Raw genomic sequence first — 14,466 nt, forward strand, 5'->3', positions numbered from 1 at the left:
GCCTAATTTCTCAGACAGCCAATTATTGAATTATAATTACATCACTTAAAAATTAGGAGTTCCTGTATCCCACCACAAACGTGTACCAGGAGAGTCTTTTCCTTTCAAGAACTGAACTGCTTTGGCCACTTCTTCTTTATTAGTTCCTGTGCGTTCATTTTCAGGAAAACGCAAACGACGAATCATAACGTTAGAGTCAATTTCACCACCACTATTATTCACCTCAATAGGGAAAAGTTTTGGATAACCCGTTCTACGGAATTCAGCCCAAGCTTCTGCTCCGTCAGGGAACATAGCAATCCATTTTTGAGTGATAATTTTCTCCAATTTTTCTTCGTTGGAAGCACTCTCATCCCATTTTACAGTTACAGTTGAAACAGCAGGTTTATCATACAATTTTTCTTTAGGATCTGTATAATCCGCTGGTTTGTTTGTATCGTTTTCAATATAAGCATTTGCTCCAGAAACTCCCCATTGTTCAATGGAAAGTTCAATACCTTTCTTATAAAGATTTTCAGCCGTATCTCCCATGTTCCAACCTCTTAGAACTCCTTCTGCACGTAAAAAATATACTTCCGCAGCGGTCATTAAGGTAATAGGAGTGATGTTTCTTTTTGACATATCGAAACGAGCTCCCAAAGTGGAATAACCTGAACGTAAATCTTTAGCTTTCATATTGATACCTTGACGAATACCTTTATATTTTCCATTCACGTTTTCGTCTTTATCAGTAGCTTTTGAAAAATATTCGGACAAACGAGGGTCTTTCAATCCTGTTAAAATAGATTCCATATCAGCACTCATACGTGAATCATTATAATCATTAGCAACAACGATAAGTGGATGTCCTATATTGATTGTAGGAACTAAAACGTTATCTGCATTCGTTGTAAAAACTCCATACGCATTGTTAATTGCTTTTTCAGCCTCTTTTTGTGCTAATGAAGGATTAACTTTTGACACCCTCATTGCAAGACGCAAACGCAAAGAGTTCGCCCATTTGAGCCATTTTGTGTGTACACCTCCGTAAATCAAATCCGAATCACCCAAACTATTCACATCTTTATTTGGCCCTGCTAAGTGGGCTTCCAAATAAGAAACGGCTTCATCCAATTCAGTGAAAAATTGGTTGTAAATTGCCTCTTGTGAATCATAAGGAGTCGTAGTTCCTCCCAAACCATATTTTGAATATGGTATCGGCCCGTAAAGGTCTGTTGACTTATGCATACCTGCCACTTTGAGAATCAATGAGATGGCATATACGTTCAACGACTCTTTCTTATCCAAGGTCTCAGCCTTCACATTGAACCAAGGCTTCATGATGTTATTATTATACATACCAAAAGCAAACTGATTCCATCCCTCCATCATATGGTAGTTGATATTATTCTTATCTCCATTAAAAGGTGTTGGAGGGGTTAAATAACCGCCGAACATATCAGCATTTAAGTTTTGTGCTATTTGGAATTCCCAGTTTCCCTTACTGTTATTATAGTAAATAGACTGTTCCATTTGCGGGAAGAAAGCCTTTAAGTGCATCCAATCGGCTTTTTTTAACTCCTCAGTGAGCGCGAACGTATCACGATTGTAGTCTTCAAATTTATCTGTACAACCTCCTAATGCAGTTGCTAAAGCTAAAAACGCCAATGATTTTACGGATATTATATGTTTTTTCATAGTGTTTCTAATTAAAAGTTAATATTAATACTAAATCCTACACTTCGTGAAGCTGGCATAGTGAATAAGTCTGCATTAGACAATCCGTTACTACTTGTTGATAGTGTAATTTCAGGGTCGTAAGGAGCCTCATTGTAGAAGAAACCTAAATTACGTCCTATAAGAGACAATCTAACACTTTCTACGTATTTCACACGCTCTACAAGTGATTTTGGAAGAGTGTAAGACAGTGAAAGCTCTCTTAAACGAACATTAGTTGCTGAATAAACTGAAGTTTCTCCCGCAGGTGCTACTTTGTAGTAAGTTTGAGCGTCTATTTTTTGATTGAAAGCTGTTTGTGTTACTACGTCTGGGCTTCCTGTTACTTTTGTTGTAGTTACAAGTGTTCCTGTTAAAGGAATACCTCCGTTATCACGAGCTTCTGCTGAACGTTGGCTACGTCCGAAACGGTCAAGGATGTTTTGTGTTGATGAAATGACATTTCCTCCAAAACGTCCATCAATTAACAATCCTAATGAAAAGTTTTTATATGAAAACTCATTTTTAAATCCTATCAAGAATTTTGGATTAACGTTTCCGATATACTCAAAATCATCGCTTTGTTGCAATTGAATTCCTTTATCTACACCATTTTCGATAGTCTGCGTAAGAAGAATATTTCCTTGATTGTCTCGTTTAAGACGTTTTTCGTACATACGTCCCCATTCCTCTCCTTCTTTAAGACGGAATCTATAACCAACAGACGATATTTCAAATCCTTTATCCAAATATTGAGATGGCAATGAAAGTACAGTATTTTTGTTGGTTGAATAGTTTAAATACCCATTCCATTGGAAATCATTTGTTTTGATTGGAGTGAAACCTAAAGTAAGTTCAAATCCTTTATTTTCAACTTCTCCAGCATTGATGTAGTATTGTGAATACCCCGAACCAGAGGTGTTATCTACCTTAAAGTACTGATTTTCAGTAACTGTTTTATATACAGCGGCATCAAAAGTAAAGCGTCCACCCAAAAATCTTAGATTGACCCCTGCCTCAAGAGAATTAGAGCGTTCTGGTTTTAAATCATCGAAAGGTTTCACGGTATTAGCTTCGATAACCCCTCCTTTTTGCAATTTGTCATAAGGCTCTGTTAATCCCCATGGCATATCGTTACCTACTTGTGTCCAAGAGAAACGAAGTTTACCGAAATCAAGCCACTCTGGTTTTGCTTCATTTTGGTCCAACATTTCTGTAAAAACGAAAGATGTACCTACTGATGGATAGAAATAGCTTCTATTGTTGGCAGGTAAAGTAGAAGACCAGTCATTACGTCCTGTCACATCTAAATAAAGCATTTCATTATAACCTAATGACACGGTTCCGAATACAGATTGCAATTGTCTATGTGTTCTCTTATTATCGGAACCTCCTTCTATTCCAATGTAGTTTCTCAAGTCAAAAAGATTTGCTATTGCCAAGTTGTGAATTTGGATTTCATTAGTAGTCTCTTTTGTATCAGAAATACTTGTCCCTAATGTGGCACTTATTGAGAATTTTTCATATGATTTGTTTGCAGTCAAAAGAGCGTCCGCGTACATCAAAGCATAATTTTGGGTTTTATGATCATAACGACCTCCTTTTCCTGTTAGGGTAGTCATTCCTGCATGTACTTTTCGTTCTCCTAAAGTAGCTGTTTTATCATAACTTCCTCGCAATTGAAGATTTAACCAACTTGTAAAATTAAATTTAGTATTTAATTTTACAATCGCTTTCTCTACGTTGTATGAATAATTATGACGATTGATTAACCAGTATGGGTTTTTATAAACATCGGTTTGGTTTGCCCAGTTCATGGTCATTAAGCCATTCCGTGAAGGATCAGGCACTTCATAAACATCTCTGTATGAATTAAATGCTGTTGTTCCTGCAGGGAAAAGATATAATCCTAAGATAGGGTTAAAATACTGTCCTGGAGCAGCAGGTGCATTTCCTGTATCTTGATGCGTAAGTGCAACACTTCCGTCTACTTCAATAAAATCATCAAAAAGAGAAGTTGTAGAACGCAAACTCAAATTATGTTTATCGAACGTATTATTAGGCATAATACCTGTTGCGGTAGTATTTTGATAGGAAAGAAAATTTTTAGTCACTTTATTCCCTCCGCTAACAGAAACCCCATTTTGTGACATGAATCCTGTGTTGAAGAAATTTTTCACAAAATCATTGCTCAAATCTTGATTGGTACGTGGCGCTCCCCAAGCATCCATTGATGATTGACTCACACCATCAACTCCCATTGTATAACGATCTTGGAATTTATAAGTCAAATAAGGAACGTCTGCTTGAACAGAAGAAGTAACTGACACTGCTATCTTTTCAGAATTACCTCTTTTAGTGGTAATCAAAATTACACCGTTAGCTGCTTGGCTACCATACAAGGCCGCAGCTGTAGCACCTTTTAAAACGTTGATACTCTCAATATCTTCTGGGTTAATACCTGCCATACCATCTCCGGCATCAATACCTCCGCCGTAGCCATCACCAATAGCAGAACCTGAAAAAGCTCCACTGCTAATAGGCGTTCCATCCACTACGTAAAGAGGTTGGTTGTTCCCTTGAATAGAACGATTACCACGCAACACTATTTTTACAGAGCTACCTACTCCTGAACCTGAACCTGAAACAGACATACCTGCCGTTTTTCCTGCCAAAGTGTTCAAAACGTTGCTCGAAGGGACATCCGTCAATTCCTTACCTGAAACAGTTTGTGTAGCATACGACAAACTTTTTTCTTGTCGCTTGATACCCAAGGCCGTAACCACCACTTCTTCCAATTGCTCTGCCTCTTCTTTTAGTAAAACGTTGATTATCAAATCTTTACCCCCCCCTGTCACAATCTTCTCTTGAGAGGTAAAACCTAAGGAACTAAAAACCAAAACATCACCCGAATTGACTTTGATTTCATAGTTTCCATCGAAGTCTGTGGAAACTCCACGAGAAGTATTTTTGACTGAAACACTCACTCCCGCTAACGGAATTTTATTTTCATCAGTAACGACTCCTTTTACTGATACAGTTTGTGCTAATAACGAACTGGAACACCAGCCTAACACAAAGATAAACAATGTTAAAATTTTTACTTTCATAAAATTACTCTGTTTGTTAATAATAGCACAAAATTACATCTTTTTTTGAGAATATAAAAATTTTCATGCTATTTTTTTAATATATCATTAACAAAACAGGCTTAAAAAAACACATCATCAAATTTTAACATGCTATAACACAATAGTATAGAAGCCTCTAAATTCGAAAACAAAAAGAAATAAAAAAACGGACAGTTAAACAAAAACAAATATTTAACGAAACAAAATAATAAAATTCCAAATAAACTGAATGTAAAACAGGAATTAAAGAGAAGAGTCTTGAAAAAAAAGAATTAAAACATTGAATATCAAAAAACTATAACCAAGGTTCAATAAGTAAAATAATAGGATATGCCAATATTGCTGTAAAAATCCCGTTGAAAATCATACCCAAACTGGCATACGTAGCGTGTTTTTCACTAACATCAAAAGCTGCCATAACTCCCAGTCCATGGGAAGCCGTCCCTAAGGCTATGCCTCGCCCCATTGGACTTTTAACACCAAACCACTGCAAAATTTTAAATCCAAAAAGACTGCCTAAAATCCCTGTAATGATTACAGAAGCTACGGTCAAAGCTGGAATTCCTCCGAGCGTATGTGATACCTCTATGGCAATAGGAGTCGTTACTGATTTTGGAGCTAACGATAAAATAACCTCTTTATCAGCTCCTAAAATTTTAGCAAAAAAACAAACAGAAAGCAAACCCAACACACTGCCTACCAATTGAGAAATCAGTAATGGCACTAATTGCTTTTTGATTTTTGAAGTTTGTAAGTACAAAGGAACGCCCAAAGCTACAATAGAAGGTTTTAACCAAAATTCGATAAAACCGCCCGACGCTGAATAAGTTTCATACGAAATATTAAAGACCAACAAATAACCTATCAACACCGAAACCGTAATGACTACTGGACTCAACAGTGGACTTCTATATTTCCTTTGTAACATTTGCCCACCGTAATAGATAGCAAAAGTGAGGGCTAACAACCATAAGGGATTTTCTAAGAAGTTTTTCATTGTTGCTTAATTTTTTTTCTCAAAAATTGATATACATGTCCTGTGCCGACAATAACAATCAATGTACTAACAACAACTGCAATAGTGATTGGCCAAAAACTATTGCGGATAAGATCGAAATAAACCAAAATAGCGACACTGGGAGGTACAAAAAACAATCCTAAGTTTGCTAATAAAAGGTCTGAAATAGCTTTAACCCAATGAATTTTTACCCATCCCAAATGCAAGAAAAGCGTGAGCAGAAGCATTCCGATAATGCTCGAAGGAAAGGGAATGTCGGTCAAATAGACTACCAACTCACCCAACGCCAAACAGCCAAAAATAATTGCACAATAACGAATTAACATTGTTTATAAAGTTATGTGATTAAATTTAAAAAATAATTTATGTGGTCATAATAAAGGGAACAAAACCCAAGCTACAAGTAAGGATTAAATCTATACTTGAAACTTGGATTTTGATACTCATTACTTAATTATTTAAAACTACAACCTATTTCTTGAATCCTCTTGCCTTTAACATAGGCTCAATAGAAGGTTGTTTTCCTCTAAAATCTAAATACATTTTTTCGTAGTCTAAGGTATTTCCTCGAGAAAGAATCATATCTCTAAAACGTTGCCCGTTAGAACGGGTTAAGCCTCCATTTTCGAGAAACCACATGTACGCATCATGGTGTAACATCTCTGTCCATTGATATGAATAGTAACCAGCTCCATATCCTCCACCAAAAATATGAGCAAAATAAGATGAACGATAGCGAGGAGGTACTTCATTGAGAAACAAACCTGTTTTTTTCAATGCTTCTATTTCAAAAGCAGTTACATCTTCAATATGAGTATCCGCTGAAATGGTATGCCATTGCAAATCTAAATTAGCGGCTGCCAACACTTCAGTAAAAGAATATCCTTGATTGAAAGTACTGGCTTTCATTATCTTATCAACTAATGCTTGTGGAATTGGCTGTTTAGTTTCATAATGAACTGCATAGTTACTTAAAATTTCAGGATGCAAAGCCCAGTTCTCATGGAATTGCGAAGGTAGCTCTACAAAATCACGAGCTACAGCAGTCCCTGAAAGCGATGCATATTGCTGATTAGCAAAAAATCCGTGGAGAGCATGTCCAAATTCATGGTACAGAGTCGTCAATTCATCGAAAGTAAGCAATGCAGGAAGTCCGTCAGCAGGTTTCGGATAGTTACAAACATTGTAAATCACAGGTTTTTTACCCAATAATTTCGACTGTTCTACAAAGTTGCCCATCCATGCACCGCCTCGTTTGCTCTCTCGTGCAAAGAAATCACCATAGAACAATCCCAATTTGGAGCCATCTTCCTCAAATAGCTCATAAACAAGTACATCTGGATGATATACGGGGATGTCCTTACGTTCTTTGAATTTAATCCCATACAGACGCTCAGCAGCATAGAAAACTCCTTTTTCTAATGCATTTTTTAATTCAAAATAGGGTTTTAGTTCATTTTCATCCAAATCATATTTTGCTTTACGGACTTGCTCAGCATAAAAATTCCAGTCGTAGGGTGTTAAAACAAAATCTCCGCCAGTAGCCTTAATCTGAGCTTGAATCTCTTTAGCTTCGTCTTTCACTTTACCTACCGAAGCCGGTACTAAATCTTTGAAAAACTGATATATATTTTCAGGAGTTTTGACCATAGTTTGCTGTAACGACCATTCTGCGTAGTTTTTGAACCCTAACAAATTTGCTTTTTTAGCTCGTAAAACAGCTATTTTTTTAACAATCTCATTAGTATTATGCTTTCCTCCATCGGTTCTGCTCCAAGCAGCTTCAAAGATTTGTCTACGAGTTGCTCGGTTTTTCAAATCAACAAGAGACGGCTGTTGGGTAGTGTTAAAAGTAGGTACTTTCCATTTCCCGTCGTTTGCAATGCTTTCTAAAGTTTCATTACTTAATCCATCCAAAGCATCTTTGTTGTCAAAGGTTTGAGCTGATGCTAAATTTCCTTCTAACAAAGTTTGATTGAATTCAGTTTGTAGCGAAGCCAACTCAGCATTGTATTGTTTCAAAATTTCTTTGCTTTCTTTTGACAAATTAGCCCCTGAAATTTCAAAATTTTCATAGTAATACTCAAGTAACTTCTTAGATTCAGCATCCAAATTTAGTGATTCACGTTTTCCATGCAACTCCTTAATACGCTGGAATAAATTATCATTCAGGAATATAGCATCGGAATGTGCTGCGAATTTTGCTGATAAATCTTTTTGAATAGCTTTAATGGTATCGTTGGTGTGAGCCGATGCTAATGCGGAAAACACACGTCGAGCTCTACTGAGTTCCTGACCACTTTGCTCCAAAGCGATAATGGTGTTTTCAAAAGTAGGTGCTTCGGTACTATTAGCGATTTTTTCAACACGTTCGACCTGCAATTCCATACCTTTTAACAAGGCAGGACGAAAGTGTTTATCTTTAATTTTCGAAAAGTCGGGAGCAAAATATTCTAATTTACTCTCCACCAACAAAGGATTTTCTTCCATAGGAATTGTCTGTTTTTTGGAGTCATCACAACTTACTAAGGCAAGTACCAAAGCTGTTGTCAACAGATGATTTTTTTTCATTGTGATATATTATTTTTGAGTAAGTAACACATTAAATATTAACGAAAAAACACATTTATACTTTAACCACATAAATACACAATTACGACAGAAATAGTTATTTAAAAAGGTCTAAAAAAATCGTTTCCATGCTTTGATTAAGCACGAGCGTAACCATTCTTAATAATTCTACCAAAATCGCGTATTTATGTGGTAAACTAAAACGCTATCCTAAAAAAGGATATCTGTAATCCACTGGCGGAACAAATGTTTCTTTAATCAATCGCGGTGATACCCAACGCAATAGATTTTGAGCTGAACCAGCTTTGTCGTTTGTTCCAGAAGCTCTTGCTCCACCAAAAGGCTGTTGCCCTACCACAGCTCCCGTTGGCTTGTCGTTAATGTAGAAGTTTCCTGCCGCATCTTCTAAAGCTTTAATTGCCTCATTTAAAGCGTATCTATCTTGTGAAAACACAGCTCCTGTTAATGCGTACTCGGATGTTTCATCTACCAATTTGAGGGTTTCAGTCCATTTTTCATCCTCATAAACATATACCGTAACCACAGGACCGAAAAGTTCAGTTTCCATAGTTGTATATTTAGGATTGGTAGTTACGATTACTGTTGGCTCAATGAAATACCCCTTCGATTTATCATAATTCCCACCTACAAACACCTCTGCATCAGAATCTTGTTTAGCTTGATCAATATATTTTGCTAATTTATTAAAAGAACTTTCGTGGATAACAGCTGTAATAAAGTTTTCCATATTTTCGGGTGAACCCATTTTGAACGAAAGTACATCTTCTTTTACAAAATTAAGGATTTCAGTAGCTTTTGATTTTGGCAGATATACACGTGAAGCAGCACTACATTTTTGTCCTTGGTATTCAAAAGCTCCACGAGTGATTGCCGTTGCCACTTGTTTTGAGATAGCTGAAGGATGAGCTACGATAAAATCTTTACCTCCTGTTTCTCCTACAATTTTCGGGTAAGTTTTGTAATTGTGAATATTCGTACCTATTTTTCTCCAGATATCTTGGAAAACACCTGTAGAACCTGTGAAGTGGATTCCCGCAAAATCAGGACTTGCCAATAAGGTTTCCGTAATCATCGCTGCATCTCCGTTGATGAAATTGATAACTCCGTCAGGAAGTCCCGCTTCTTTAAAAACTTCCATAATTACGTTAGCTGAAAATACCTGTGCATTACTCGGTTTCCATACTACTACGTTGCCCATCAGAGCGGCACTCGCTGGTAAATTTCCTGAAATTGCAGTGAAATTAAACGGAGTTACAGCATAAATAAACCCTTCCAAAGGTCTGTATTCCACACGATTCCAAATACCTTCAGAAGAAATTGGTTGGTCATTGTAGATATTTGCCATAAACTCTACATTGAAACGCAAAAAGTCAATCAATTCACAAGCCGAGTCAATTTCCGCTTGATGAATGGTTTTAGACTGAGCAATCATGGTAGCGGCATTCATCTTTGCTCTGTAAGGCCCTGCAATGAGTTCTGCCGCTTTTAAGAAAATAGCCGCACGCTCTTCCCACGGCATGGCAGCCCATTTTTTACGAGCCTCCAAAGCTGTTTTGATCGCTTTTTCAACATGTTGTTTTTCAGCTAAATGATACTTTCCTACAACATGTTGATGATCGTGAGGAGCGGTCATGTTTTTAGTGTTTCCAGTTCTTATTTCCTCCGAACCGATGTATAGTGGAACATCTGCCTGACTGTTCCAAAGCTCTTTGTATGCTTTTAAAACAGCATCACGTTCAGGCGTTCCTTTTGCATATGATTTTACAGGCTCATTTACAGCCTTTGGTACATTAAAAAATCCTTTTCCCATAAGTTACTTTTTTTGAAAATTTATTTATTATGTCTTACTTTACTTCTTTTCGATTATGTTTTAAAGATTACTCACCTAATTTTGACAAAACAAAATCCTTTTGGTAAGTAAATACAAAAAACTAATTTATTTCATCAAAGGTGTTTCCTTGACGGATATCTCCCGTATTGTATCCCTTCATAAACCATTTCACACGCTGTTCAGAGGTGCCATGTGTAAAAGAATCAGGCTCCACATGCCCACGAACACGTTTCTGAATAGCATCATCTCCTACGGCATGGGCAGCACTCATCGCCTCTTCAATATCGCCTTCCTCTAAATATTTCCGATTGTGATGAGCCCATACTCCTGCGTAAAAATCAGCTTGAAGTTCTTGAGCTACAGACAGTTTATTAGCATAAGCTTGGCTTTTCCCTTGCTGTGCTTGTCGTACTTTTTTAGACGTACCAAGCAAAGTTTGTATATGGTGCCCTACCTCATGAGCCATTACGTAGGCGATAGCAAAATCGCCTCCTTTCGCTCCAAATCGTGTACGTAGCTCCTCAAAAAAACTCATATCCATATAAATCTTGTAATCCGCAGGACAGTAAAAAGGCCCTACAGAAGCCGTTGCTCTTCCACAAGCAGACTCAACAACATCGGTAAACAACACCAAAGTTGGTTTTTGATATTCACCTAAACTATTTTCTTTAAATATCTTATCCCAAACATCTTCCGTATCTGCCAAAACCGTTGCCGCAAAAGCTCCAATTTGTTTTTGTTCTGGCGTAAGTTCTACATTTGCATCTGCTTGTTGCACTTGTTGGCTTTGGTTGAATTGTTCTAACATAGGGGCTATTGTTTGTCCTGTTTCGCCTCCAAAAACCTGCAGAAGCAGAATAATGATACCTAAAATACCTCCTCCTGCGATGACCTTTTTACCTGCTCCTGAGCCTCTACGGTCTTCGACATTCCCACTTTGCCGTCTGCCTTCCCATTTCATAGATACATAAATTTTAAAATATAGATGACAAAAATACGATTCTCATCGGTAATATTCAAATTTTTTTGAGAATAATATTCTACCTGAGTAGTTCTATTTGCTTCAACGAAAAAATATACTACCTTTGCAACAAATAACCTTAATATAGTATCATATTCTAAGTTTAAAATAACATAAAATGTCAGACGATAAGAAAGTAATTTTTTCAATGTCGAAGGTAAGCAAAACGTACGCTTCGACTAATAAACAGGTGCTTAAAGACATCTATTTAAGTTTTTTTTACGGAGCTAAAATCGGTATTTTAGGATTGAATGGTTCGGGAAAATCATCTCTTTTAAAGATTATAGCAGGAGTTGATAAAAACCATCAAGGCGAAGTAGTGTTTGCCCCAGGTTACACAGTTGGATATTTGGAACAAGAGCCACAATTAGATGAAAACAAAACCGTGATTGAAGTGGTTCGCGAGGGAGCTGCCGATGTAATTGCCATTTTGGACGAGTTTAACAAAATCAATGATATGTTTGGCTTGGAAGAGGTTTACTCCGACCCTGACAAAATGCAAAAATTGATGGACAAACAAGCTGAATTACAAGATAAAATCGACGCTTGTGGTGGTTGGGAAATTGATAACAAATTAGAAGTGGCAATGGATGCCCTTCGTACGCCTGACCCTGACACTCCTATAAAAGTGCTTTCGGGAGGAGAACGTCGTCGTGTGGCGTTATGTCGTTTATTGTTACAACAACCTGATGTTCTGTTACTTGACGAGCCTACTAACCACCTTGATGCCGAATCGGTACTTTGGCTAGAACAACACCTACAACAATATGCAGGAACGGTCATCGCCGTAACGCACGACCGTTATTTCTTGGACAATGTAGCAGGTTGGATCTTGGAACTTGACCGAGGTGAAGGCATTCCGTGGAAAGGAAACTATTCATCATGGCTTGACCAAAAAGCAAAACGTTTGGCACAAGAGCAAAAAACAGAATCCAAACGCCAAAAAGTATTGGAACGTGAGTTGGAATGGGTACGACAAGGAGCTAAAGGACGACAAGCCAAGCAGAAAGCCCGTTTGCAAAATTATGACCGATTACTCAACGAGGACCAAAAGCAACTAGAAGAAAAACTCGAAATCTACATTCCGAACGGACCTCGTTTAGGCACTAATGTCATTGAAGCAAAAGGAGTTGCTAAAGCCTTCGGGGATAAACTTTTGTATGATAACCTTAATTTTGTGCTTCCACAAGCTGGGATTGTTGGAGTAATTGGTCCTAACGGAGCAGGAAAATCCACAATTTTCAGAATGATTATGGGTGAAGAAACTCCTGATTCAGGAGAATTTATAGTGGGTGATACAGTAAAAATTGCTTATGTTGACCAATCCCATAAGAATATTGACCCTGAAAAATCCATTTGGGAAAATTTTTCTGATGGACAAGACCTTATTATGATGGGCGGACGGCAAGTTAACTCCCGTGCCTACCTCAGTCGATTTAATTTCAGTGGAAGTGAGCAAAACAAAAAAGTAGCTACGCTTTCAGGTGGAGAACGCAACCGTTTGCATTTGGCAATGACCTTAAAAGAAGAAGGAAACGTACTTTTACTTGATGAGCCTACTAATGACTTAGATGTTAATACATTACGTGCTTTGGAGGAAGGTTTGGAAAACTTCGCAGGTTGTGCAGTAGTCATCTCGCACGACCGTTGGTTTTTGGACAGAATCTGTACGCATATTTTGGCATTCGAGGGCGATTCGCAAGTGTATTTCTTTGAAGGAAGTTTCTCTGAATATGAGGAAAACAAACGCAAACGCCTTGGAAAAGAAGTTACCCCAACACGTATTAAGTATAAAAAATTGGTTAGGTAGTCAAGATATTCATTTTTTCAGACACTACTCCTAGAGTATGTAGAGCTAAAAAAAAACGGGCTAAAACTTTATAAATTAAATCTTTGTACGAATAGAAGCATAGTAATAACCTAACCCCCACTTGAATTATTTTATTGATTATCGGTCTGTTATCACCAAACCTTTCAAAATCATCTCAAAATAATTCAAATGGGGGTTAAACGATTCTACTATTTGTTAACTGAAGTCTATCGGATTTCCTTATTTGTTACAATCTTTTCTGCGTATCGTCAATATCGGCCGTAAGAGTTTTCAAAAAAGCTACTATATCATCCACTTGCTTATCTGTCAGCTCTTTATCTGATTGCAGTTTTGCCATTATCCTTACAGCATCTTCTAATTTTTCTACCGATCCATCGTGGAAATACGGAGCTGTTTTTTCTATGTTTCGCAATCCCGGAACTTTAAAGAAGTATTTTTCTCCTTCGTTTTTATTCAAGTCAAACAATCCCGCATCAACTTTTTTACTTTTGGTATGCTCCCAGTAATCCCCAAACAATCCGAATTTTTGGAACATTTGTCCTCCAATGGCTACCCCTGAATGACACGTAATACAACTATTATCTACAAAAGCTTGAAGCCCGTCTTTCTCTTGCTGAGTTAAAGCATGTTCGTCGCCATCCAAGAACTTATCGAATCGTGATACAGGATTTAGCGTACGCTCAAATGCCCCAATAGCATTAGCTATATTTTTAAACGTGATTGGTTGTTCTTGGTCAGGATACACTTTTTTAAACAACGTTTGGTATTCGGCTACCTTTCGCAATCTATTTTCTAAAAATTCTGCATTAGGGATATTGTGTTCCACAGGGTTTAGAATAGGCCCTTCAGCTTGTTCCTCCACATCTTTTGCCCTTCCATCCCAAAACTGCATCGCGTGTAGACTGGCGTGAAATACTGTAGGTGAGTTTCTACCTCCAAGCTCTTTGGTATCCCCTGGTGAAAATGCCAAGTTATCCACACCAAAAGTTTCTAAATTGTGGCAAGAATTACAACTGATGTTCCCTTCCTTTGATAAGCGTGTATCGAAATACAGCTTCTTACCTAAAGCGATTTTTTCTTCCGAAATTTCTGGTTTAGGAACAGAGCTAACGGATTTGAAGAACGTTTCAGCTGTTTTTAATAATTCAGATTTTGTTTCTTCAGGATGTACTTCATTGACAACCTGTTTTTTAGGAGCGTTGTTGCAACTTACAAGCACTCCCAGTGACAATAAAAAATAAATTTTACGCATACGTGTTGTTAGATTTGTTAGTTGCTACAAATTTCGTTCTTTTTTTTTGATTTTCCTATTATTTCGAATTGTTTTTCCTACTCAATGAACAAACA

9 protein-coding genes are annotated in these 14,466 nt (G+C 37.3%); 1 reads left to right on the forward strand and 8 read right to left on the reverse strand.

What is annotated here, in order from left to right; genetic code table 11:
* Positions 1-45 precede the first annotated feature (45 nt).
* The 7 genes from CGC52_RS02435 to CGC52_RS02465 form a co-directional block, all read right to left on the reverse strand.
* Positions 46-1,677 (reverse strand): RagB/SusD family nutrient uptake outer membrane protein, encoded by a 1,632-nt coding sequence (locus CGC52_RS02435; protein WP_042345656.1) that lies wholly within the window; start codon positions 1,675-1,677, stop codon positions 46-48.
* An 11-nt stretch (positions 1,678-1,688) separates the two neighbouring features.
* Complete coding sequence (locus CGC52_RS02440; RefSeq protein WP_095893344.1) at positions 1,689-4,805, reverse strand: SusC/RagA family TonB-linked outer membrane protein; 3,117 nt, start codon at positions 4,803-4,805, stop codon at positions 1,689-1,691.
* Between the two features lie 316 nt (positions 4,806-5,121).
* Positions 5,122-5,823, reverse strand: coding sequence for an LrgB family protein (locus tag CGC52_RS02445; RefSeq protein ID WP_042008736.1), 702 nt, complete (start codon positions 5,821-5,823; stop codon positions 5,122-5,124).
* Positions 5,820-6,170 carry a CidA/LrgA family protein gene (locus CGC52_RS02450; RefSeq protein ID WP_042008733.1) on the reverse strand — a complete coding sequence of 117 codons (351 nt, stop codon included), beginning with the start codon at positions 6,168-6,170 and terminating at the stop codon, positions 5,820-5,822. Before CGC52_RS02450 ends, CGC52_RS02445 begins: the two co-directional genes overlap by 4 nt.
* A gap of 145 nt (positions 6,171-6,315) precedes the next feature.
* A complete protein-coding gene (locus tag CGC52_RS02455; RefSeq protein ID WP_095893345.1) occupies positions 6,316-8,415 on the reverse strand; it encodes a M3 family metallopeptidase in 2,100 nt (699 codons plus the stop codon).
* A gap of 205 nt (positions 8,416-8,620) precedes the next feature.
* Complete coding sequence (gene pruA, locus CGC52_RS02460) at positions 8,621-10,246, reverse strand: L-glutamate gamma-semialdehyde dehydrogenase (RefSeq protein WP_042342866.1); 1,626 nt, start codon at positions 10,244-10,246, stop codon at positions 8,621-8,623.
* A 121-nt stretch (positions 10,247-10,367) separates the two neighbouring features.
* A complete protein-coding gene (locus CGC52_RS02465) occupies positions 10,368-11,228 on the reverse strand; it encodes a neutral zinc metallopeptidase (RefSeq protein ID WP_042008726.1) in 861 nt (286 codons plus the stop codon).
* A 178-nt stretch (positions 11,229-11,406) separates the two neighbouring features.
* Between CGC52_RS02465 and ettA the strand changes: the two genes are divergently transcribed.
* The gene (ettA, locus tag CGC52_RS02475; protein ID WP_042008721.1) at positions 11,407-13,098 is read left to right on the forward strand and encodes an energy-dependent translational throttle protein EttA; all 1,692 of its coding nucleotides are present in this window, start codon (positions 11,407-11,409) and stop codon (positions 13,096-13,098) included.
* A 247-nt stretch (positions 13,099-13,345) separates the two neighbouring features.
* Here the strand turns inward: ettA and CGC52_RS02480 are convergent, their stop codons facing one another.
* Positions 13,346-14,371: a cytochrome-c peroxidase gene (locus tag CGC52_RS02480; protein WP_095893347.1), complete on the reverse strand. Its 1,026-nt coding sequence runs from the start codon at positions 14,369-14,371 to the stop codon at positions 13,346-13,348.
* Positions 14,372-14,466: the final 95 nt, after the last annotated feature.

Origin of the sequence: Capnocytophaga sp. H2931, from assembly GCF_002302535.1 — a bacterium.
GTDB classification, from domain to species: domain Bacteria; phylum Bacteroidota; class Bacteroidia; order Flavobacteriales; family Flavobacteriaceae; genus Capnocytophaga; species Capnocytophaga canis.

Bases quoted from the DNA above. Each gene is read 5' to 3' on its own strand.
- CGC52_RS02435 (WP_042345656.1), bottom strand. From the start codon at position 1,677: ATGAAAAAACATATAATATCCGTAAAATCATTGGCGTTTTTAGCTTTA.
- CGC52_RS02440 (WP_095893344.1), bottom strand. From the start codon at position 4,805: ATGAAAGTAAAAATTTTAACATTGTTTATCTTTGTGTTAGGCTGGTGT.
- CGC52_RS02445 (WP_042008736.1), bottom strand. From the start codon at position 5,823: ATGAAAAACTTCTTAGAAAATCCCTTATGGTTGTTAGCCCTCACTTTT.
- CGC52_RS02450 (WP_042008733.1), bottom strand. From the start codon at position 6,170: ATGTTAATTCGTTATTGTGCAATTATTTTTGGCTGTTTGGCGTTGGGT.
- CGC52_RS02455 (WP_095893345.1), bottom strand. From the start codon at position 8,415: ATGAAAAAAAATCATCTGTTGACAACAGCTTTGGTACTTGCCTTAGTA.
- pruA (WP_042342866.1), bottom strand. From the start codon at position 10,246: ATGGGAAAAGGATTTTTTAATGTACCAAAGGCTGTAAATGAGCCTGTA.
- CGC52_RS02465 (WP_042008726.1), bottom strand. From the start codon at position 11,228: ATGAAATGGGAAGGCAGACGGCAAAGTGGGAATGTCGAAGACCGTAGA.
- ettA (WP_042008721.1), top strand. From the start codon at position 11,407: ATGTCAGACGATAAGAAAGTAATTTTTTCAATGTCGAAGGTAAGCAAA.
- CGC52_RS02480 (WP_095893347.1), bottom strand. From the start codon at position 14,371: ATGCGTAAAATTTATTTTTTATTGTCACTGGGAGTGCTTGTAAGTTGC.